This window comes from Acidovorax sp. Leaf78, from assembly GCF_001422735.1.
GTDB lineage: Bacteria > Pseudomonadota > Gammaproteobacteria > Burkholderiales > Burkholderiaceae_C > Acidovorax.
On the sequence record NZ_LMLZ01000020.1, the window covers coordinates 873,675 to 893,473 of the forward strand.

The 19,799-nt window shown below is 67.4% G+C and carries 22 protein-coding genes; 13 read left to right on the top strand and 9 right to left on the bottom strand.

Going from position 1 to position 19,799, the window contains the following annotated elements:
• Positions 1 to 48 precede the first annotated feature (48 nt).
• On the bottom strand, positions 49 to 987 hold the full coding sequence (locus tag ASF16_RS15405) for a LysR family transcriptional regulator (protein ID WP_056168716.1): 939 nt from the start codon (positions 985 to 987) through the stop codon (positions 49 to 51).
• Between the two features lie 105 nt (positions 988 to 1,092).
• On the opposite strand from ASF16_RS15405, the gene ASF16_RS15410 reads away from it, so the two are divergent.
• The 5 genes from ASF16_RS15410 (at position 1,093) to ASF16_RS15430 (ending at position 4,467) form a co-directional block, all read left to right on the top strand.
• Positions 1,093 to 1,794 (top strand): pirin family protein, encoded by a 702-nt coding sequence (locus ASF16_RS15410; RefSeq protein WP_056168719.1) that lies wholly within the window; start codon positions 1,093 to 1,095, stop codon positions 1,792 to 1,794.
• A gap of 79 nt (positions 1,795 to 1,873) precedes the next feature.
• Positions 1,874 to 2,287: a DoxX family protein gene (locus tag ASF16_RS15415; RefSeq protein ID WP_056168722.1), complete on the top strand. Its 414-nt coding sequence runs from the start codon at positions 1,874 to 1,876 to the stop codon at positions 2,285 to 2,287.
• A 180-nt stretch (positions 2,288 to 2,467) separates the two neighbouring features.
• Positions 2,468 to 3,022 (top strand): flavodoxin family protein, encoded by a 555-nt coding sequence (locus ASF16_RS15420; RefSeq protein ID WP_056168725.1) that lies wholly within the window; start codon positions 2,468 to 2,470, stop codon positions 3,020 to 3,022.
• An 85-nt stretch (positions 3,023 to 3,107) separates the two neighbouring features.
• Positions 3,108 to 3,515, top strand: coding sequence for an OsmC family protein (locus ASF16_RS15425; RefSeq protein WP_056168728.1), 408 nt, complete (start codon positions 3,108 to 3,110; stop codon positions 3,513 to 3,515).
• 61 nt (positions 3,516 to 3,576) lie between these two features.
• Complete coding sequence (locus ASF16_RS15430; protein ID WP_056168731.1) at positions 3,577 to 4,467, top strand: pirin family protein; 891 nt, start codon at positions 3,577 to 3,579, stop codon at positions 4,465 to 4,467.
• A gap of 177 nt (positions 4,468 to 4,644) precedes the next feature.
• Here the strand turns inward: ASF16_RS15430 and ASF16_RS15435 are convergent, their stop codons facing one another.
• The 4 genes from ASF16_RS15435 to ASF16_RS15450 all read right to left on the bottom strand — a co-directional run bounded on the left by ASF16_RS15435 (position 4,645) and on the right by ASF16_RS15450 (position 9,066).
• Positions 4,645 to 5,487 (bottom strand): sulfurtransferase, encoded by an 843-nt coding sequence (locus ASF16_RS15435; RefSeq protein WP_082516943.1) that lies wholly within the window; start codon positions 5,485 to 5,487, stop codon positions 4,645 to 4,647.
• A gap of 174 nt (positions 5,488 to 5,661) precedes the next feature.
• Positions 5,662 to 6,516 carry a MinD/ParA family protein gene (locus tag ASF16_RS15440; protein WP_056168733.1) on the bottom strand — a complete coding sequence of 285 codons (855 nt, stop codon included), beginning with the start codon at positions 6,514 to 6,516 and terminating at the stop codon, positions 5,662 to 5,664.
• Between the two features lie 10 nt (positions 6,517 to 6,526).
• Positions 6,527 to 7,297, bottom strand: a complete 771-nt coding sequence (locus ASF16_RS15445; protein WP_056168736.1) for a GGDEF domain-containing protein — start codon at positions 7,295 to 7,297, stop codon at positions 6,527 to 6,529.
• Positions 7,298 to 7,380: 83 nt separating this feature from the next.
• Entirely contained in the window at positions 7,381 to 9,066 is a 1,686-nt protein-coding gene (locus tag ASF16_RS15450) for a SulP family inorganic anion transporter (protein ID WP_056168739.1), read from the bottom strand.
• A gap of 146 nt (positions 9,067 to 9,212) precedes the next feature.
• Between ASF16_RS15450 and ASF16_RS15455 the strand changes: the two genes are divergently transcribed.
• From ASF16_RS15455 to ASF16_RS15470, 4 genes are all read left to right on the top strand, one after another.
• Positions 9,213 to 9,704: a BON domain-containing protein gene (locus ASF16_RS15455; protein ID WP_056168741.1), complete on the top strand. Its 492-nt coding sequence runs from the start codon at positions 9,213 to 9,215 to the stop codon at positions 9,702 to 9,704.
• A gap of 86 nt (positions 9,705 to 9,790) precedes the next feature.
• On the top strand, positions 9,791 to 11,020 hold the full coding sequence (locus ASF16_RS15460) for a PLP-dependent transferase (protein WP_056168744.1): 1,230 nt from the start codon (positions 9,791 to 9,793) through the stop codon (positions 11,018 to 11,020).
• A 116-nt stretch (positions 11,021 to 11,136) separates the two neighbouring features.
• A complete protein-coding gene (locus ASF16_RS15465; protein ID WP_082516944.1) occupies positions 11,137 to 12,039 on the top strand; it encodes a DUF2189 domain-containing protein in 903 nt (300 codons plus the stop codon).
• Between the two features lie 247 nt (positions 12,040 to 12,286).
• On the top strand, positions 12,287 to 12,475 hold the full coding sequence (locus tag ASF16_RS15470) for a hypothetical protein (RefSeq protein ID WP_056168746.1): 189 nt from the start codon (positions 12,287 to 12,289) through the stop codon (positions 12,473 to 12,475).
• A 2-nt stretch (positions 12,476 to 12,477) separates the two neighbouring features.
• On the opposite strand, the gene ASF16_RS15475 is transcribed toward ASF16_RS15470, so the two are convergent.
• Entirely contained in the window at positions 12,478 to 13,206 is a 729-nt protein-coding gene (locus tag ASF16_RS15475) for an arylesterase (RefSeq protein ID WP_369817156.1), read from the bottom strand.
• 73 nt (positions 13,207 to 13,279) lie between these two features.
• Here ASF16_RS15475 and ASF16_RS15480 point away from each other — a divergent pair, with 73 nt between their 5' ends.
• The 4 genes from ASF16_RS15480 to ASF16_RS15495 all read left to right on the top strand — a co-directional run bounded on the left by ASF16_RS15480 (position 13,280) and on the right by ASF16_RS15495 (position 17,284).
• On the top strand, positions 13,280 to 13,993 hold the full coding sequence (locus ASF16_RS15480) for an ABC transporter ATP-binding protein (protein WP_056168749.1): 714 nt from the start codon (positions 13,280 to 13,282) through the stop codon (positions 13,991 to 13,993).
• Positions 13,994 to 14,215: 222 nt separating this feature from the next.
• Positions 14,216 to 14,962, top strand: a complete 747-nt coding sequence (gene rlmB, locus ASF16_RS15485; protein ID WP_056168752.1) for a 23S rRNA (guanosine(2251)-2'-O)-methyltransferase RlmB — start codon at positions 14,216 to 14,218, stop codon at positions 14,960 to 14,962.
• 159 nt (positions 14,963 to 15,121) lie between these two features.
• Positions 15,122 to 15,847, top strand: a complete 726-nt coding sequence (locus ASF16_RS15490; protein ID WP_056168755.1) for an NAD-dependent deacylase — start codon at positions 15,122 to 15,124, stop codon at positions 15,845 to 15,847.
• 270 nt (positions 15,848 to 16,117) lie between these two features.
• On the top strand, positions 16,118 to 17,284 hold the full coding sequence (locus tag ASF16_RS15495; protein WP_056168759.1) for an ABC transporter substrate-binding protein: 1,167 nt from the start codon (positions 16,118 to 16,120) through the stop codon (positions 17,282 to 17,284).
• A gap of 142 nt (positions 17,285 to 17,426) precedes the next feature.
• On the opposite strand, the gene ASF16_RS15500 is transcribed toward ASF16_RS15495, so the two are convergent.
• The 3 genes from ASF16_RS15500 to ASF16_RS15510 form a co-directional block, all read right to left on the bottom strand.
• On the bottom strand, positions 17,427 to 18,383 hold the full coding sequence (locus ASF16_RS15500; protein WP_056168761.1) for an aldo/keto reductase: 957 nt from the start codon (positions 18,381 to 18,383) through the stop codon (positions 17,427 to 17,429).
• A 123-nt stretch (positions 18,384 to 18,506) separates the two neighbouring features.
• On the bottom strand, positions 18,507 to 19,142 hold the full coding sequence (locus ASF16_RS15505) for a chromate transporter (protein ID WP_056168764.1): 636 nt from the start codon (positions 19,140 to 19,142) through the stop codon (positions 18,507 to 18,509).
• Positions 19,139 to 19,747 (bottom strand): chromate transporter, encoded by a 609-nt coding sequence (locus ASF16_RS15510; protein WP_056168768.1) that lies wholly within the window; start codon positions 19,745 to 19,747, stop codon positions 19,139 to 19,141. Before ASF16_RS15510 ends, ASF16_RS15505 begins: the two co-directional genes overlap by 4 nt.
• Positions 19,748 to 19,799: the final 52 nt, after the last annotated feature.

Consider the following 19,799-nt stretch of genomic DNA (forward strand, 5'->3'; position numbering starts at 1 on the left):
CAGGAACCACTCTACACGCGGCGCTGCCTGCCTGGCGGCTTGATCGGGTCAGAAGTGATGGTGGTTTTCCAGCAGTGCGCGGCGGGTGGCGGCGCTTTGCAGCTGGGCCAGCCACCACTGCAGCGCGCGGCCCGGTGCGGTAAAGCCGGGGCCGCCCCAGGCATAGTGCACGCGCACGTTGCGCTCGGGGCGCGCCACCTGGCGAGCGACCAGGCGGCCGGCCTCCAGGTAGGGGCGCACCATGGGCTCGGGCAGAAACCCCCCGCCCAGGCCGCGCAGCTGCACGCGCACTTTGGCCTGCATGGTGTCCACGGTGAGCACGTCCTGCCCGCCCAGCAGCCCCATGGTGGCGCCGCCGCGCGTGGCCGAGTCCGCCACGGCCACGGCGCGGTGCTGCAGCAAGGTAGCGTCGGTGATCGGCTCGGGCACCGTGGCCAGCGGGTGGTGCGGCGCCACCACGTAGATGAAAAGCACGTCGCCCAGCGGTGCCTGCTGCAGGCCGGCGATGCTGGCGCCAGGTACAGACACGCCGATGGCCAGGTCCGCGCGGCCCGATGTCAGCGCCTCCAGCGTGCCGGTCATGATGCCGTCGCGCAGCTTCAGGCGTGTGGGCGGCGCCATGGCGTAGAACGCGTCCACCAGCTCCAGCATGGTGTGGGGCGAGATGATGCCGTCGACCGAGATGGTGAGTTGGGGTTCCCAGCCCGTGGCCACGCGGCGTACGCGGTGGGCGACGGCGTCGATGTCCTGCAGCAGCCGACCGCCTTCGCGCAGCAGTTCCACGCCGGCCTCTGTGGGCTTGGCCTGGCGCGCGCTGCGGTCGAACAGCAGCACGTCCAGCGCATCCTCGATCTGCCGCACGCGGTAGGTCAGAGCGCTGGGCACCAGGCCCAGTTGCCGCGCCGCGGCGGCAAAGCTGCCGGCCTCGGCAATCACCTGCAGCATGGCGAGCGCATCGGGGGTGAGGACATCGCGTGCGTTTTGCATGGTCACGCCATGGTAATTCAATTTTTTTGAACATTGCCATCAATCCAGCAGCGCCTGCGTGGCCACCCGCAGTTCTACAGTGGGGACTTGAAAGGAGCACACACCATGCTGACTGTTCGCAAATCCCAGGACCGCGGCTACGCCGACCACGGCTGGCTCCAGTCGTTCCACAGCTTTTCGTTCGCGGGCTACTACGACCCCGAGCACATGGGCTTTGGCAACCTGCGCGTGATCAACGAAGACCGCATCGCTGCCGGCAAAGGCTTTGGCGAGCATGGCCACCGCGACATGGAAATCATCAGCTACGTGCTGTCGGGCGAACTGGCCCACCGGGACAGCATGGGCAACGTGAAGGCGATCCCGCCGGGCGACGTGCAGCGCATGAGCGCGGGCTCGGGCGTGATGCACAGCGAGTTCAACCATGCCGACGGCCGCAGCACGCACTTTTTGCAGATCTGGATCGAGCCCAACGTGCGCGGCATCGCACCGGGCTACGAGCAAAAGAGCTTTGCCGACGCCGACAAGCGCGGTGCGCTGCGCCTGGTGGCATCGCCCGATGGCGCGCAGGACTCCGTGCGCATCCATGCCGATGCGGCGGTGTACGCGGGCTTGCTCGACGCGCAAGAGGCCGTCACACTGGCGCTGAACCCCGCACGCAAGACCTATGTGCACCTGATCCGCGGTGTACTCGAGGTCAACGGACAGCCCCTGTCGGGCGGCGATGCCGCGCTGATGGAAAACGAAACCGCCTTGTCGTTGACCCATGGCCACGACGCCGAGGTGCTGGTGTTTGACCTGGCCGCCTGAATTTTTAACCTCTCTCTCGCTCCGTTCTTTCGCACCGATTTTTTCTTTTCATTCACACCGTCAACCTGAGGAATCCACCATGCTCCCAAATCTGCAAAACCCTTTCGCCCTGGCGTCCCGCTTTCTGCTCGCTGCATTGTTCCTGCCTGCAGGCATCGGCAAGATCACCGGCTTTGCCGGCACGGTCGGCTACATCACGTCGGTGGGCCTGCCCATGCCCACGGTGGCGGCCGCTGTGGCCGCCGCGGTCGAGGTGCTGGGCAGCCTGGCGCTGATCTTCGGCTTTGGCACGCGCTTTGCGGCCCTGGCGCTGGCGGTGTTCACCCTGGTGGCCAGCTTCTTCTTCCATGCGTACTGGAGCCTGCCAGCCGATAAGCAAATGATGCAGCAGCTCATGTTCTTCAAGAACGTGGCGGTGAGCGGTGGCCTGCTGGCGCTGGTGGCCTTCGGCGCTGGGGGCTGGAGCCTGGACGCACGCCGCGGTGTCCGTTGATATTGGTGTGATGTGATGCGACCCCTTTGCCGCGCGCAGCCCCTGCGGCTGCGGCGACGGGGTTGCCGAATTGGGTGAGCCAACGCGCGTGCAGCATGCGCCGTTTCGCTTCGCTCGGCCCTTTCGTTGGCCTGCCTGACCGGCGTCCCTTCTTTCGCAGACCCTTTGAGGAGTTTTTCCATGGCACAGATCGCAGTTGTTTACCACTCGGGCTACGGCCACACGCAACGCCTGGCCCAGGCCGTGGCGGACGGCGCAGGCGCCGATCTCATCGCCATCGATGCCGACGGCAACCTGGCCGAAGGCGGCTGGGAGACGCTGGCCGCTGCCAGCGCGATCATCTTCGGCACGCCCACCTACATGGCAGGCCCGAGCTGGCAGTTCAAGAAGTTTGCCGACGCATCGTCCAAGGCGTGGTTCGGCCAGGCCTGGAAGGACAAGCTGTTTGCCGGCTTCACCAACAGCGGCAGCATCAATGGCGACAAGCAGATCACGCTGGACTACCTGTACCACCTGGCCATGCAGCACGGTGGCCTGTGGGTGGGCAACGGCATGATGCCGGCCAACTCCAAGGCTGCCACGCGCAACGATGTGAACTGGATGGGCTCCTTCAGCGGCGCGATGTCGCAGTCGCCCTCCGATGCATCGGCGGCCGAGATGTTCCCCGGCGACCTGGAAACCGGCCGCCAGTTCGGCCAGCGCGTGGCCGCCGCAGCGCAGCGCTGGGCGCGCTGAACCAGCACCGCGACGGCACTGAGCCTGCGCAGGATGGCGCTACAGTGCCAGCGACCTGACAACTACAAAGGCCCACAAGGAACCTATGGCAATCGATCTGCAGCGCATCCCCGGCGCGCCCATGGCCCAGGCCGTTCACATCCGCAGCCATGAATTCGTGGCAGATGGCAGCGTGGACGAGGGAGGGGCCGACGGCGGCCCCAGCCCGCACGACCTCTACGACGCGGCACTGGGCGCCTGCAAGGCGCTCACCGTGCTGTGGTACGCCCGGCGCAAGGGCCTGCCGGTGGAGGATGTGAAGACCGTGATCGAGCGCGACGCTTCTGCCGAGCGCGCCGGCACCTACCGCCTCACGGCACGCCTGCAGATCAGCGGCGACCTGACCGACGCGCAGATCGCCGAGCTGGAAACCGTGGCGCACAAGTGCCCGGTGCACAAGCTCATGACCACGGTCACCACCGAGATCGACACCACGGTGGAGCGCATGGCATGAGCGCCGTGCCCAGCCACCGGACACCCACCCGCACCGCCGCGTGCCGCACGGAGATTCACCCATGAGCGATGCCATCCTGCAACTGAAGGGCCAGGCCAAGGACCTGGGCGGCGGCTTCACCGTGCGCCGCTTGCTGCCGGCCGTGCAGCGCCAGGCGGTCGGGCCGTTTTTGTTCTTCGACCACTTCGGCCCCGTGACCGTGGTGCCGGGCGACAGCCACGATGTGCGCCCGCACCCGCACATCGGGCTGGCAACGGTCACGTACCTGTTCTCGGGCGCCATCATGCACCGCGACAGCCTGGGCTATGTGCAGCAGATCGAGCCCGGGGCCATCAACTGGATGACCGCTGGCCGCGGCATCGTGCACTCCGAACGCCGCCCCGAAAGCCTGGTGGACAAGACCTATGTGAACCACGGCATCCAGCTGTGGACCGCGCTGCCCGTGGCGCATGAAGAAGCCGAGCCGTCGTTCGTGCACACGCCGTCGGCAGACATCCCGGAAGTGCGGGTGGGCGATGCCACGGTGCGCGTGCTGATCGGCAGCGCGTTCGGTCAGACATCACCGGTAGCGACCCTTGCGCCCACGGTGTACCTGGATGTGCAGCTCCCGGCCGGTGCCACGCTGGAGATACCCGCGCTGGCGCAGGAGATGGCGGTGTACACCGTGGACAGCCCGGTGCAGCTCAACGGCGAGGCCGTGGGGCCGCAGCTACTGGCGGTGATGGATGCTGGCCAGGCCATGCACCTGTCGGTGCCCGGCGAGTCTGCCGCACGCCTCATGGTGATTGGCGGCGACGCGCTGGAGGCCCCGCGCCACATGTGGTGGAACTTCGTCTCCAGCCGCAAGGAGCGCATCGTGCAGGCGGCGGCCGACTGGGAAGCCCAGACCATGGGCCAGGTACCGGGCGAGGTGGAGTGGATTCCGCTGCCGGAGCGGCGCTTCAAGGCCTGACAGGGCGCGGCGCGGGCGGGTGCCGGGGCCTACAGGCACCCGGCATTCGTCGGCGTGAATCAGATCAAAAAAGCCCCTGCCGCGCGCTGGTAGGGCGCTGAATGCTCATTTTTCAATAGCAACAGTATTTGCGCATATTGTTGCGCTGCCCACTGCGTGCGCTGCGGCGTTGGCGCTTCACGCTGCGCCGGTGGCTGGTGGCAGTGCCGTGGACACTGCGGCAGCGTCACTGGCACCGGTGCCTGCAGCCTTGCTGGCGATGTCGCGCACATGGGTGGTCGCATCGGCCGACAGGTCACTGGTCAGCACCGCCCGCTCATCGAACACGAAGCAGCCGCCGTGGTAGTGCGCCCCATCGGTCAGTTCGAAGTACTTGAGGATGCCGCCTTCCAGCTGGTAGACATGCGGCAGGCCTTCCTCGTGCATCAGGATGGCGGCCTTTTCGCAGCGGATGCCGCCGGTGCAAAAGCTCACCACGGTCTTGTCCCGCAGTTCCTCCTTGTGCGCACGCAGGGCCGGGGGGAACTCGGTGAACTTGTCAATGCGCCAGTCGATGGCGTTGTCGAAGGTGCCCTGGTCCACCTCGAAGGCGTTGCGCGTGTCCAGGGTCACCACTTCGCGGCCCGCGTCATCGTGCCCCTGGTCCAGCCAGCGGCGCAGCGTGGCGGGGTCCACCGAAGGCGCGCGGCCCGCGGCGGGCTGGATGGTGGGGTGATCCATGCGGATGATCTCGCGCTTGACCTTGACCAGCATCTTGCGAAACGGCACGATGGCAGACCAGCTTTCCTTCGGGTCTACGTCAGCAAAGCGCGCGTCGGTACGCAGCGCATCGACAAAGCCGCGCACCGCATCGGCACGCCCGGCCAGGAAGAAGTTGATGCCTTCTTCTGCGAGCAGGATGGTGCCTTTGAGCCCGCCTTCCGTGGCGCGGGCGTGCAGCAGGTCGCGCAACGCTGCCGCATCGGGCAGGGGCACGAACTTGTAGCAGGAGATGTTGAGGATGGTGTCGGTGGAGTTCACGGCAAATAGGGCATTGCGGCTGCGCTGAATGCGCCGGGCTGTATAAGCTGTGCGGCGTGTGACTGTACGGTCGCTGCGATCGCTGGGCGGGCGCCGCCCATCAAACGGCAGGGAGTGCGCATAACCACAGCGCCTCGCGACCGCGGCTGAGCGCGTGCGGGCGGCGCGGCGCTGTCAGGTCACGGGCGTCAGCAGCGCGCCTTCGATCTTGTTGGCCAGCTGGGCAATCGCCAAAGCGGCCGGGCAGCCGGGGGTTTGCAGCAGCAGCAACTGGCGGCGCATCACGGCGTCGCGCACGGACGGGTCGGCCGGAATGTCGCCCATGTGGATCAGGCGCATCGGGCGGCCGGACTCGGTGGTCACGAAGCGGTCCAGCACCTGCTGCAACTGGCTGGCAATGGCGCGGCCATCGCCGGCGCGCGCCGCCTGGTTGATGACCATGCGCACGTGCTGGCGCTTTTGCTGCATGGCCAGCACCTTGATGGCGGCGTAGGCGTCGGTCAGCGAGGTGGGCTCGGGCGTGGCCACGACCAGCACCTCGGAGGCGAGCGAAATGGAGAACAGCACCACGTCGGAAATGCCGGCACCGGTGTCCAGCAGCACCACGTCGTACTGCGGGGTCAGCGCCTGGATGACGCTCAGGAACTGGCCGCGCACCTCCGGTGTGAGGCGCGAATACTCCACCATGCCGGAGCCTGCCAGCAGCACATTGAAGCCGCCGGGCGCCTGGATGACGGCCTGGTCGAGCGTGGCTTTGCCTGTGAAGACGTCGTGCAGGGTGATCTTGGGGTGCAGGTTCAGCACCACGTCGAGGTTGGCCAGCCCGAGGTCGGCGTCAAGCACCAGCACACGGTGGCCGCGGCGGGTCAGGGCGGCTGCCAGGTTGGCCGATACGAAGGTCTTGCCGACGCCACCCTTGCCGCTGGTGATGGCGATGATGCGGGCGCCGCCGGGCGTCTGGGCCTGGGGCGTGGCGTGGCCGGCAGGGGCTGCCGGCGAAGGGGGTTGGGGGGACAGCGCGTCGCTCATCTTCTAACTTTCAGTAGGCGCTGCCTGTTGGTGGGTCCAGTGGGGGCAGGTCGCCCCAGCCCGAGGGAGTGTAGAGCGGGCCGAACAACAGGCTTTTCTCTTCGGCACTGACGGTGCTGTCAGGTTGCTCCTCGATGCTAATGCGGTTGCGGCCCCCGGCCTTGGCTTCGTAGAGCTGCTGGTCGGCGCGGTCGGTCCACAACAGCGTGGTGGATCTGATCCACTGCATCGCAAACGCGCCGCCGATGCTCACGGTGATGTTGAGCTCGACCGAGCCCGACACCCGGATGGGCGTGTTGGCCACCGCGCGGCGAATGCGCTCGGCCACCACGCTGCCGAAGCCGGCCTGGCAGGCGGGCAGCACCACGGCAAATTCTTCGCCGCCGTAGCGGGCCAGGGTGTCCATGGGGCGCACGCAGGCGTCCAGGGTGCGGGCCACCGACTGCAGCACGATGTCGCCAGCCAGGTGGCCGTGGGTGTCGTTCACCTTCTTGAAGTGGTCGATGTCCAGCATGAGCAGCAGCGCGGCTTCGCCGGATCGGGTCACGCGGTCGATCTCGCGTTCGAGCACCGCCCGAAAGTGCCGGCGATTCGCCAGCCCGGTGAGCGGGTCTTTCAGGGAGAGTTCGCACAGCCCGTCGATGAGGCTTTGCAGATAGCTTGACGGAACGTCCTGGCGCAAGGCCGCTTCGCTGCCGCCAGCCTGTGCTACCAGCGCGTGTGCAGTATCCAGGCGGAGGTCGCGCAGATCTACAAGATGGGAGGCTGCAGGATCAGACACAAATCGGAGCAAAAAGAGTTTGCGGAGTGTACCAGCGCCCCAGCAAGAAGAGGGCCAGCCGCCGGCATAGGTTTAAACCCGAATCAGGCACCGCCGGCCGGCCGGTACAACTGCTGCAAGGCCATCAGCGCTTCGGTGTCGGTGCGGTACATCGCCAAGCCCGAGCCAGGCTCCAGCAGGCCTGCCTGGCGCAGCACTTTCTCGGCGGGGAGTTTGAGCCCGCTCAGGTGCAGCGTGCCTCCGCGGGCGCGCATCAGCGCCAGCAGTTGCGCAAAAGTTTCCACACCGGTCACATCGACGCGGTTGATGGGCTGGGCCAGCAGGCACAGGTGGGCGACGTCCGGGTGGGCGGCCATGTGCTCGGTCACCCACCGCTCCAGCGCGCTGGCAGAAGCAAAATCCAGTTCCGCGTCCATGCGCAGGGCCAGCAACTGCGGCGCGAGCGGCGGCAGGTGCCACAGGTGGCGGTCGCGCAGGCTGCCGTCCGGATGCAGGCCCACCTCGATGATGCGCGGGTGCAGCCGCTGGTACAGAAAGTGGCTCAGGTTCATCAGCAGGCCCACCAGCACGCCCCAATACATGCGGGGCGCCGTGGCCAGCGTGAGGGCAAAGGTCACGCCACCGATCACCGCCTCCACCCGCGATACACGCCACAGGCGCAGCAAAGTGCCGGGCTTGATGAGGCTGATGACGGCCGTTACCACCACCGCGGCCAGCACCGACTGGGGCACGTGGTACAGCGCCGGCGTTAGCCACAGCAGCACCACCAGCACCAGCGCAATGGCGAACAGCGTGGCCCAGCCGCTCTTGGCACCGGCATACAGGTTGATGGCCGAGCGTGAGAACGACGCGCTGGTGGCAAAGCTGCCGCACAGCCCGCTGCTGATCTTGGCCAGGCCCTGGCCGATGAGGTCCTGGTTCTCGTTCCAGCGCTCGCCCGAGCGCTGGCTTTCGACCTTGGCGCTGGAGGCCGTCTCCAGAAAGCTCACCAGCGTGACCACCAGCACCGGCATCACCAGCGCGCTGAACCCCGACCACGGCAGCATGCCCGGCCAGTACGGCGCGGGCAGGCCGGATGGCAGCGCCCCTACCACCGCGCCGCCCGCATCGGCGTAGCCCAGCGCCCAGCTCAGCGCCCCCGCGGCACCCACGATGACGATGGCGGCCGGAAAGTTGGGCCGCCAGCGCCGCGCCAGTATCAGCAGTGCCAGGCTACCCAGCCCGAAGGCCGCCGCCGTGAGGTCGAACAGCCCCGGCGACGGCGTGGCAAACAGCGCGCCCCAGTCTGCCCGCAGGCCCGTGAGCGACGCCAGTTGCGAGCCCAGGATCAGCAACGCCGCGGCCTGCGTGAACCCGCTGAGCACCGGCGAGGTGACCAGGTTGAGCAGCCAGCCAAAGCGCGCCAAGCCCATCACCAATTGCAGCAGGCCGGACAGCAGCGCCATCCAGGCGGCCATGGCCACCCATTGGGCGCTGCCTGGTTCGGCCAAGCCGGTCAGCGACGCACCGATGAGCAAACTGGTCAGCGCCGTGGGCCCCACGCCCAGCCGCGTGGACGAACTGAACAGCACAGCCACCAGGGCAGGAATGAGCGAGGCGTAGATGCCCGTGATCAGTGGCATGCCGGCCAGCGCCGCGTAGGCGACCCCCTGGGGCACCAGCATCAGCCCCACCGTCATGCCGGCCCAGAATTCCCCCTTGATCAGATGGCGGTCAGGGCGGGGCCAGGAGAGAAACGGAAGCCAGCGGGCCAGGGAAGTGGGCGACATGGCCCCGATTGTCGTGCCTGGCGGCGGCAGTCTTGGCCTGCGGACGCAGGCGCGAGCGTCCTACATAGGCTTCGGCACCGTCCGACCCGGTGCGCGCGGAGGCGTGCCTACAGTTCGATCCATACCTCAACCCAAGGAGTCTGACCATGAACACATCCGCGATTACCCTCCGTCCCGCCCACCGTATCGCCAGCATCCTGGCCGTGAGCGCCCTGGCCCTGGGCCTGTCGGCCTGCGGCAAGAATGAAGAGCCCACCGTGGGCCAGCGCCTGGATTCCGCCGTCGAAAAGACCGAACAGGCCGCGACTGACGCACGCATCAAGGCAGAAGCCGCGATGAAGAACACCGAAAACAAGGTCGAGCAAAGCGCTGCCAACGCAGAAGCCTCTGCCAAGGACGCAGCCACCAATGCCAAGGGCGCCATCGATGACGCCACCATCACCGCCAAGGTCAACGCTGACCTGGCCCGTGACCCCGATCTGAGCGCATTGAAGATCAATGTCGACACCGTGAACGGCAAGGTCACCCTGAACGGCCCCGCTCCCACCACCGTGGCCCGCGACCGTGCCGAAACCATCGCCAAGGCTGTGGACGGCGTGACCGCCGTGAACAACCAGCTGGTGGTCAGCGCCAGCTGATCCACCAACGGCGCCCTCCAGCGCCACTGAAGGTACCGCGCGCCGCGCGGGGTTTGAGGCCCCGCGCGGCGCGCTACCATGGCCGGATGAAAGACGCACATTCCGAGCAGTTGGCGACCCGCATCGTCCACCACGACTACCTTCCTCCCGGCGACTTCGTCTCGCCCCAGCCGGGGGTCTTCAAGGCTTCCACCGTCATCTTCCCCAACGTGGCTGCGATGCGGTCGCGGGAATGGAAAGACAAGAGCGGCTACACCTACGGCCTGCACGGCACCCCCACGACCTTCATCCTGGAAGAGCGCTTGTGCACGCTCGAAGGCGGCCTGCAGTGCCTGCTGGTCCCGAGCGGACTGGCGGCCATCGCCAATGTCGCCCTGGCGCTGCTCAAGCCCGGCGACGAGGTGCTGATCCCTGACAACGCCTACGGCCCCAACAAAGACCTCGCCAATGGCGAACTGCGCCGCTTCGGCATCACCCATGCCTTCTACGACGCCCTCGACCCGGCCGACTTGGCCGCGCGCATCACGCCCGCCACCAAGCTGGTGTGGCTGGAGGCCGCGGGCTCGGTGACGCTAGAGTTTCCGGACCTGTGCGAGCAGGTGCGCATCTGCCGCGCGCGCGGCGTGACCACGGCGCTGGACAACACCTGGGGCGCGGGCCTGGCGTTTGCGCCGTTCGATCTTCTGGGTGACGGCACCCTGGGCGTGGACATCTCGGCCCATGCGCTGACCAAGTACCCCAGCGGCGGCGGCGACGTGCTCATGGGCAGCGTGATCACCCGCGATGCGGGGCTGCACATGAAGCTCAAGCTCACCCACATGCGCCTGGGCCTCGGGGTGGCCGGCAATGATGCCGAGGCCGTGCTGCGCGCGCTGCCCAGCATCGGCCTGCGCTACCGCGCCCACGACGAGGCGACCCGCCAGCTGGCGCGCTGGATGCAGCAGCAGCCCGCGGTGGCCCAGGTGCTGCACCCGGCCCTGGAAGGATCGCCCGGCCACGCGCACTGGAAGGCCCTGTGCGGCAGTGCCAACGGCGGCCAGGGGGCGGCGGCCGGTTTGTTCAGTGTGCTGTTCGACGCGCGCCACACCCAGGCGCAGGTGGATGCTTTCTGCGACGGCCTGCGCTGGTTCAAGCTCGGCTACAGCTGGGGCGGGCCGATGAGCCTGGTGGTGCCCTACGAACTGCCCAGCATGCGCAGCCAGAGCACGCAGCACCTGCGGCAGGGCACGCTGGTGCGCTTCTCGGTGGGGCTGGAGGCGGTGCAAGACCTGCAAAACGACCTGCAGCAGGCGATGGAGCGCGCGTTCACGCAGTGATGCCTTGCGCCGCGTGAAGGGCGGGGAAGGTTGACGGAGGGCGATGTACGGCGGCGAGGGGCGGGGTGGTAGTTTCCTCAGTGGCGCCCCGGCGCTGGCGGGCTTAGTGTGGCGGCATGACTGCCACATCTCCCACGCCCGTGCCCGTGCCTGACGCGTCTGCGCCATCGCAGGCCCAGTGCGCGGAGGCGATTGCGGGGCAGGCGCTGCGTGACACTGCTGCGCCCATTGCGCTGCGACGGCTGCATGCGGCAGACCCTTTTCGCTGGCTGCTGCGCGGCCTGCACGACATGCGCGCTGCGCCGGGCATCGCGGTGTTCTATGGCGTGTGCTTCTGGGGCATGGCGATGCTGCTGGGCTGGGTGTTGCGCACCCGCCCTGAATACACCATGTCCCTGGCCAGCGGCTGCTTGCTGCTCGGCCCCTTTCTGGCGATGGGCTTGTATGACACCAGTCGCCGCCGCGAGTCGGGCCAGCGGCCGCAGCTGGGCGAATCGCTGACCTGCTGGGACAGCCACATGGGGAGCATGGGCATGCTCGTGCTGGTGCTCGTAGTGCTGGAGCTGTTGTGGGGCCGCGCCTCGCTCGTGGTGTTTGCGGTGTTTTTCAATACCGGCATGCCATCGACCACGGGCGTGCTTGACGCCGTGTTCAACCCGCAGAACTGGGGCTTCGTGGCGGTCTATACGGTGGTGGGCGGCGTGTTCGCCGCGCTGGTGTTTTCTACCTCCGTCGTCTCCATCCCGATGATTCTGGACCGCGACACCGACGCCCTCACTGCCGGCATCACCAGCCTGCTTGTGGTGCTGGAGAACACGGGAGTCATGCTGCTGTGGGGGCTGCTCATTACGGTCATCGTTGCGGTGTCGCTGTGGCTCTGGGGGGTACCCCTGCTGCTGGCAGGGCCGTTGCTTGGCCACGCAAGCTGGTACGCCTACCGCGCGTCGGTGGCCCCGGCACGGCCTGCAGACTCTGCCGCTGGCGCAGTGCCAGAGCGCGTGGGCGTGCCGTTGCAATGATGGGGCGTGGTCCGCCTGCCGCAGGGACTCACGCTCAGCAGCGCAGCCGCGCGCTTGAACTGCATGGTTTTTGCGTCGTTTGCGCCATCCCGGTCGGCACGATCTGCCGGCTGACCGCTGCGTCTGGCATCCGGTTCCGGCGGGGCGCCTGCGCGAGTCCGCAGGACATTGGACGGCTTCTTGGTGGCATGAATCCCAGCCCAGTTCATGCTGTTACAGTGGGCCATTACTTCAGGAAGCAACTACCTTGGCAACACCCAACTACGGATACGAAAAGCGCCAGCGCGAACTCGCCAAAAAACAGAAAAAGGAAGAGAAGCTGAGGGCCAAGTCCCAGCGCAGGCCGGGAGACCCGCCAGAGGATGACTCCAGCGAGGGCGGCCAGCCCGGTGGTGAAGCGCAAGCGCCCGCCCAGCCCGGCGGTACCGGCGCCTGACCTCAGCGCAGCAGTTTCTTCAGCTCAGGCCACACGTTGGCCAGCATCTGCGGGTGCGCTTCGGCGCGCGGGTGGATGCGGTCGGGCTGGAACAGGCGGGTCGGGTCGGCCCCATCCGCCACGCCTTTCAGAAAGAAAGGCACCACGGCCGCCTTGCGGGCCTGCGCCACGGTGGTGAACAGGCCTGCGAACTTGTTGGCGTAGTCGGTGCCGTAGTTGGGCGGCACCTGCATCCCCACCAGCAAGACCTTGGCACCGGCCTTTTGCGCCGCTTCCGTCATCACTGTCAGATTCTCTTCGGTGTTCTTGAGCGGCAAACCGCGCAGCGCGTCGTTGCCGCCCAGCTCGATCACCACGTGCGTGGGCTGGTGCTGCGCCAGGAGTGCCGCCAGGCGCGAACGCCCACCCGAGGTGGTCTCGCCGCTCACGCTGGCGTTGACCACGGTGGCCGCCAGCTTGTCCTGCGCCAGCTGTTTTTCCAGCAATGCCACCCAGCCCGTACCACGGGCCAGTCCGTACTCGGCGCTCAGCGAATCGCCCAGCACCAGGATCAGTGGCTGGGTGCGGGGTTTGGCCGTGGCAGGGGCAGCGGGGGCCTTGGCCGGGGACTGGGCCAGCGCTGTGGGCGCGCAAATCCCCACCAGCAGGCTGGTACCCGCGCTGCGGATAAAGTGGCGCCGGTGCTGATCTTGAACCAGGCTGGGCTGATGCGCGGTGGTGAAGTCAGGCACGATGCGTCTCCCTGGCGTGTGGCCGCTGGGCCATTTTTGTTTGCGTCAATCCGATCAAAGTAAAGAGCCTTTCATGTCCGAATCCCTCTCATCACCGGTAGTGCCCGCTGCGGCCGCGTCGACGACGCCGATTATTGCCGTGGAGCATGTGTTCAAGTCGGTGACGGATTCCACCGGCACGCTCGACATTCTGCGGGATATCGATTTCCGCCTGGCGCCCAGGGAAACGGCGGCTATCGTGGGGGCATCGGGTTCGGGCAAGAGCACGCTGCTGTCGATCATTGCGGGCCTGGACACGCCCACGCGCGGCACGGTGCGGCTCGACGGGCATGACCTCTTCGCGATGGACGAGGACGCCCGCGCCGCGCTGCGTGCGCAGAAGGTCGGCTTCGTGTTCCAGAGCTTTCAGCTCATGGGCAACCTCACGGCGCTCGAAAACGTGATGCTGCCGCTCGAGCTGGCCAACCGCCGCGATGCGCGCAAGGCTGCGGCCGACATGCTGCAGCGCGTGGGACTGGGCCAGCGTTTGAACCACTACCCCAAGGTGCTGTCCGGCGGCGAACAGCAGCGTGTGGCGCTGGCACGGGCCTTCGTGGTGCACCCTGCCGTGCTGCTGGCCGACGAGCCCACGGGCAGCCTGGACTTTGCGACGGGCGAGACCATCATGCAGCTGATGTTCGACCTGAACCGCGAGCAGGGCACGACGCTGGTGCTGGTCACGCACGACCGCGCCATCGCCGCGCAGTGCGAGCGGCGCATCACCATCGAAGCGGGCCGCGTGGTGTAGGAACCGCAACGCAGCGCAGCGCACCACGGCGAATGGCCTCGCCATGCACCGCACAGAGCGCGCGGCAGTGCCGCACACCGCGTGCATTGCACGCACCCGCAGGGCCCGTACGCACCCCATTGAGCTATTTTTCGGCCCCTCCCGCGCTTCCAGCAAGCGCAAGCAGCTATCTAATTGATAGCAACGTGACGGGCACCCCTGCTGCCAGCGGATAATCGCCCTATGTCCAGCCCCAAAGTTCTCTTCGGCTTTCACGCCGTGGGCGTGCGTTTGAAGACCGCGCCGAAATCCGTCATCGAGATTTACTACGAAGTCACGCGGCGCGATGCCCGCATGCGCCAGTTTCTTGACCGTGCCCGCGAGGCCGGTGCCCGCCTGATCGAAGCCGACAGCGAGCGCATCGCCAAGCTGGCCGGCAGCCACGGCCACCAGGGCGTGGCCGCGCGGGTCGAGCCCGTGGCCCAGATCACCTCGCTCGATGAGCTGCTCGAGAACCTCGAAGCCGCAGGCATCGAACAGCCCTTGCTGCTGGTGCTCGACGGCGTGACCGACCCGCACAACCTGGGCGCCTGCCTGCGCGTGGCCGACGGCGCCGGCGCGCACGCGGTGATCGCCCCCAAGGACCACGCGGTGGGCATCAACGCCACCGTGGCCAAGGTGGCCAGCGGTGCGGCCGAGACCATGCCGTACTTCATGGTGACCAACCTGTCGCGCACGCTGAACGAGCTCAAGGAGCGCAACATCTGGTGCATCGGCACCAGCGACGATGCGCCCAAGACCATCTACCAGGTGGACCTCAAAGGCCCCGTGGCCCTGGTGCTGGGCGCCGAGGGCGACGGCATGCGCCAGCTCACCCGCAAGAACTGCGACGAGCTGGTCAGCATCCCCATGAAGGGCGCAGTCGAGAGCCTGAACGTCTCCGTGGCCAGCGGTGTCTGCCTGTACGAGGCGCTGCGCCAGCGGACATGAAACGCCACCCGAGCCACGGTGCATCTTGCGCCCCGCCAATGGCAGGGCAAGGGCCAGCATGCGGTAGCTCGGTGAGTCCCATTCCTCGGGCACGCTGGCTTAGGCACACCGCTCGCGTTCGAATGCCGCCGGTGGCTTGCCAATCACGGGACTGCTGACATGCTGGACATCGCTCGATCCTGGGTTCAGCAAGCGCAGCGCATTGCGGTGCTGACCGGGGCGGGCGTGAGTGCCGAGTCGGGAGTGCCCACCTTCCGCGATGCGCAGACCGGCTACTGGGCGCAGTTTCGCGCCGAAGAGATGGCCTCGGAAGAGGGCTTTCGCAACCACCCGGAGCGCGTGTGGAAGTGGTACCAGTACCGCCGCGACCTGTTGGCCAGCGTGCAGCCCAATGCGGCGCACCGGGCACTGGCCGACTTCGAGCAGCACCATCCGGGCCGGCTTACCCTGATCACCCAGAACGTCGACGGCCTGCACCAGCGTGCGGGCAGCAGCGGCGTGCTGTGCCTGCACGGCGACATCCTGGAGAACCGATGGCTCGACACCCCGCGCGCGTGCTGCCACATTGCCGATGCGGCCAAGGGCGAGCCACCGTACTGCGACCGCTGTGGCAACCTGGTGCGGCCCGGCGTGGTGTGGTTCGGCGAGGCCTTGCCCCATGACACGTTCGCCGCAGCGCAGCTGGCCGTCCACCAATGCGCGTTGATGCTGGTCATCGGCACGGCAGGCGCCGTGTACCCGGCCGCGGGGCTGGCGCGCCAGGCGCGGTCTGCCGGGGCGCGGGTGGTGGTGCTCAACCCGGCGCCGAGCGAGCTCGATGATGCTGCGCATGCCGTACTGCGCGGCGCGGCGGGCAGCTTGCTGCCGCAGTTGCTGGCGGTGTGACCCACGCCACTGTCGCTCAGTCTGTCTTCCAGGCCACAGGCCGTGAACCGCTGCACAGCGCGCAACGGCCTCGTTTCTCCTTCGCACTTTTCGGCTGCCTGGCCGGCCGGCTGCTGATCGCCTACAGCCGCGGTAGAGAGCTGCCCCTAGCGGTTTCGTTGCAGGAATGCGGCTTCGTGTCGCACAGCGGACACCGGCCGGGCAGGCACAGCCTGTAGCCTGCGCCACCTTTCACATTTTGTTTCCGTTACCTTTGGGGCGTTCCACACCATGAGCCGTCGTCACTTTCTTCTGCGCGCCACCCAGGTCGCTGCTGCCACCGGGCTTCCCGCATGGGCCCACACCGCGATGGCGGCTGAAGAGGCGCTCACGGCCAAGTCGGTGACGCTGGGCTGCTCCATCGCGCTGACCGGCCCGCTGGGCCAGGCCGGCATCGAGCAGCTGGCGGGCATGAAGGCCGCGTTTGCCGAGGTGAACGCCGCTGGCGGCGTGCACGGTCGCGAGATTCGCATGGAGGTGAAGGACGATGCCTATGTGGCCGCCCGCACCCTGAAGAATGTGACGGAGATGGTGGACGCCCAATCGGTGTTCGCGCTGATCTCGCCGCTGGGCACGGCCAATACCGCGTCCATCTTGCCACTGGTCGAGTCCAAGGGCATCCCGACCGTGGGGCCGGTGACCGGCGCCACCTCGCTGCGCGCCGCTGGCAACCGCCACGTCTTCTTCCTGCGTCCTACCTACCGCGAAGAGACGCAGCGCCTGGTCAAGCAGATCGTGGACATGGGCCTCAAGCGCATTGCCGTGGTGTACCTGGACAACCCCTTCGGCAAGGAAGTGCTCAAGGACATGTCCGCCGCGCTGGATGAGATCAAGGTCGAGCGTGGCGGTGAATTTGCGCTGGCGGTGGATGGCAAGAACGGCGCCGAACTGGCCGACAAGGTTGCCGCCGAGCGCCCGGGCGCCGTGCTGCTGGCCACCACAGGCACGGCCAACACGGCGTTTGTGCAGGCGTTTCGCGCGAAGTCCCAGGGTGTGCCGCTGGCGGGCCTGTCGGTCACGGTGATCGCGTCCGAGATGCCCAAGCTCGCTGCCTCCACGCGCGGCCTGGCGCTGGTGCAAGTGTTTCCGGATGCCAACTCGCAAAAATCGGTGGCGGTGCGCAAGTTCCAGACGACCATGAAAGCCGTGGGCGCCAATGCGGCGTTCCTGAACAGCGGCAGCGCGCTCGAAGGCTGGTTCAACGGCCAGATCATGATCGAGGGCTTGAAGAACGCGGGCAAGGACCTCACGCGCGACCGCCTGCGCGCGGGCCTGGCCGGCATCCGGGCGCTGTCGTTCGGCGACTTCAACGTCGGCTTTGGCAACAAGGCGCCGTACATCGGCTCGGACGCAATCTACCTGGCGGTGTACGCCGAGAACGGCCGGCGCATCAGCTGACCGGCCCCTGGTCACTCGTCACTCGTCACTCGTCGCTGATCACTGATCACTGATCAATAGTCTTCAGCAACGAGCTGTCCATGGCGGGCGGCGCCCGCTGGAGCATCGCCTTTCAGGGGCGATCAGCAGTGACCTGCAGCGATCAGCTCTGCGCGCTGGCCGCGTTGAGCTCTGCCAACGTTGCGTCGTCCAGCACCAGCTGCGCGGCCTTTACCAGCTCCTGCAGCTGGCCCAACGATGTGGCACTGGCAATGGGCGCAACGATGGCCGGTTGCCGCATCTGCCAGGCCACGGCCACCTGGCCGGGTGTGGCGCCGTAGCGCTGTGCCACCGCATCCAGCACCGCCAGAATGCGCAGGCCCCGGTCGTTGAGGTACTTGGCGGTCGTGTTCGTGCCCCGGGCGCTCTTCGCGGCGTCTGCCGCCGTGCGGTACTTGCCCGTCAAGAAGCCTGCAGCCAGGGCGTAGAAGTTGATCACGCCCACGCCATGCTCCACGCACAGCGGCTGCAGCGCGTCTTCGAACACCGCGCGGTCGTACAGGTTGAACAATGGCTGCAGGCTTTCATAGCGGGGCAGGTGCAGGCGCTCGCTGGTCTGCAGCGCTTCTGCCAGCCGCGCGGCGCTGTAGTTGGACGCGCCGATGGCCCGCACCTTGCCTGCGCGGATCAGGTCGGCATACGCGCCCAGCGTGTCAGCCAGGGGCACGGTGGCGTCGTCGTCGTGCGACTGGTACAGGTCGATGCGGTCGGTCTGCAGGCGCTTGAGCGATGCCTCCACCGCCTGGCGGATGTACTCGGGCCGCAGGCCCACCTTGCCGTCGCCCATGTCCTTGCCGACCTTGGTGGCCAGCACGATGCGGTCGCGTTTGCCGCTGGCGCGCAGCCATTGGCCGATGACGGTTTCGGACTCGCCGCCCGCATGCCCGGGCGCCCAGCGCGAATACACATCCGCCGTGTCGATGAAGTTGAAGCCTGCGTCGACCCAGGCATCGAGCAGCGAGAACGAGGTGGCTTGGTCGGCCGTCCAGCCGAACACGTTGCCGCCAAAGCACAGGGGCGAGACTTGCAGGCCGGAGCGGCCCAGGGGACGGAGGTTCATCGGTAGCCTTTCAATGCAGGGTGATGGAAGCTCAGGTTCAACGGATGCACTGGAGTTCAGGCGTGGTCTGACAGCGCTGGCTCGATGGGGCGTGGTGCATGCGGAGCACAGATGGGCTGCCGCTCACACCCAGCCCAGCGCGCCCAGCACAGCCCCGGCGCCCAGCATCCACAGCAAATGCAGCTTGGTGCGCCACACCAGCACCACGGTGACCACGCTCAGCAGCCACAGCGGCCAGGCCGTGGCCGGCCCGCCATGGGCACGGGCCAGCACCCACGAGGTGGCCAGCAGCAGGCCGATCACCACCGGGGCCATGCCCTGCTTGAAGGCGCGCACGCCACGGCGTTCGCGGTTGCGGTGGCCCCAGCGCGTGGCCATCCAGGTCAGCAGGCTGCTGGGCAGCATCACGCCCAGCATGCACACCGCCATGCCCAGGGCGCCCAGCAACCAGCCGCCCACGCCGGGGCCGCCGGCGTTGATGCCCACGTTCCAGCCCAGCAGCGCGATGAACAGCACGTTGGGGCCGGGCGCGGCCTGGGCGATGGCGATGGACGCGTTGAATTGCGGGTCGGTGAGCCAGGCATTGCGCTCGACCAGAAAGCGGTGCATGTCGGGCGCGGTGGCAATGGCACCGCCCACCGCCAGTAGCGACAGCGACATGTAGTACAGGAACAGGTTGAACCAGTCCGCAGGACTGAGCGCGATCAGCGGGCCAGTCACAGCGGTGGCAAGGGTGGCAGCAGCGGCGGTGGCGGTCATGGCGCAAGCTTTCTCCACGTCAGCAGGCAGGCCGCGCCGCCCACCACGGGCAGGATCCACAGCAGCGGCCAGCGCAGCACCGCCATGGTGATCACGGTCAAAACCACGAAGGCCACGCACAGCGGCCGGCCCAGCGGGTGCTTCTTGATGGACACGAACAGCTTGATGCCCACCCCGGCGATCAGGCCCGCCGCCACGGCCCCCATGCCGCGCAGCGCACCGGCCACGGCCGGGTGGCTGGAGAACTCCGCGTAGATCACGGCCAGCGCCAGCACCAGCATCAGCGGAAACGTCAGCATGCCCGCCAGCGCAGCGAACGCACCGCGCAGGCCGAAGTAGCGGTCGCCGATCATGATGCTGAGGTTGACCACGTTGGGCCCGGGCATGATCTGCGCCACCGCCCAGTCCTCGACGAATTCTTCGTTGGTCATCCAGCGTTTTTTCTCCACCAGCTCTCGCTGCACCACCGCCAGCACGCCGCCAAAGCCTTGCAGGGCCAGCCAGGTGAAGGACCAGAACAGATCGGACGGGTTGCGGGGCTGGGGCCGCGGCGGTATGCCGGGGGTGGGGGAGGGCAGATCGGTGGGATCGGTGGCGGGGGCCATGGCGAAATAGGAGTAAAAATGGCTGCCACCGCTTGTCTGGCAAGCGGTGGTA

Excerpts from the sequence above, each read along its gene's own strand:
- ASF16_RS15430 (WP_056168731.1), top strand. The coding sequence starts at position 3,577 with ATGAGCGATGCCATCCTGCAACTGAAGGGCCAGGCCAAGGACCTGGGC.
- ASF16_RS15450 (WP_056168739.1), bottom strand. The coding sequence starts at position 9,066 with ATGTCGCCCACTTCCCTGGCCCGCTGGCTTCCGTTTCTCTCCTGGCCC.
- ASF16_RS15505 (WP_056168764.1), bottom strand. The coding sequence starts at position 19,142 with ATGACCGCCACCGCCGCTGCTGCCACCCTTGCCACCGCTGTGACTGGC.
- ASF16_RS15500 (WP_056168761.1), bottom strand. The coding sequence starts at position 18,383 with ATGAACCTCCGTCCCCTGGGCCGCTCCGGCCTGCAAGTCTCGCCCCTG.
- rlmB (WP_056168752.1), top strand. The coding sequence starts at position 14,216 with ATGTCCAGCCCCAAAGTTCTCTTCGGCTTTCACGCCGTGGGCGTGCGT.
- ASF16_RS15455 (WP_056168741.1), top strand. The coding sequence starts at position 9,213 with ATGAACACATCCGCGATTACCCTCCGTCCCGCCCACCGTATCGCCAGC.
- ASF16_RS15420 (WP_056168725.1), top strand. The coding sequence starts at position 2,468 with ATGGCACAGATCGCAGTTGTTTACCACTCGGGCTACGGCCACACGCAA.
- ASF16_RS15415 (WP_056168722.1), top strand. The coding sequence starts at position 1,874 with ATGCTCCCAAATCTGCAAAACCCTTTCGCCCTGGCGTCCCGCTTTCTG.
- ASF16_RS15465 (WP_082516944.1), top strand. The coding sequence starts at position 11,137 with ATGACTGCCACATCTCCCACGCCCGTGCCCGTGCCTGACGCGTCTGCG.
- ASF16_RS15440 (WP_056168733.1), bottom strand. The coding sequence starts at position 6,516 with ATGAGCGACGCGCTGTCCCCCCAACCCCCTTCGCCGGCAGCCCCTGCC.
- ASF16_RS15425 (WP_056168728.1), top strand. The coding sequence starts at position 3,108 with ATGGCAATCGATCTGCAGCGCATCCCCGGCGCGCCCATGGCCCAGGCC.
- ASF16_RS15460 (WP_056168744.1), top strand. The coding sequence starts at position 9,791 with ATGAAAGACGCACATTCCGAGCAGTTGGCGACCCGCATCGTCCACCAC.
- ASF16_RS15410 (WP_056168719.1), top strand. The coding sequence starts at position 1,093 with ATGCTGACTGTTCGCAAATCCCAGGACCGCGGCTACGCCGACCACGGC.
- ASF16_RS15490 (WP_056168755.1), top strand. The coding sequence starts at position 15,122 with ATGCTGGACATCGCTCGATCCTGGGTTCAGCAAGCGCAGCGCATTGCG.
- ASF16_RS15405 (WP_056168716.1), bottom strand. The coding sequence starts at position 987 with ATGCAAAACGCACGCGATGTCCTCACCCCCGATGCGCTCGCCATGCTG.
- ASF16_RS15495 (WP_056168759.1), top strand. The coding sequence starts at position 16,118 with ATGAGCCGTCGTCACTTTCTTCTGCGCGCCACCCAGGTCGCTGCTGCC.
- ASF16_RS15510 (WP_056168768.1), bottom strand. The coding sequence starts at position 19,747 with ATGGCCCCCGCCACCGATCCCACCGATCTGCCCTCCCCCACCCCCGGC.
- ASF16_RS15480 (WP_056168749.1), top strand. The coding sequence starts at position 13,280 with ATGTCCGAATCCCTCTCATCACCGGTAGTGCCCGCTGCGGCCGCGTCG.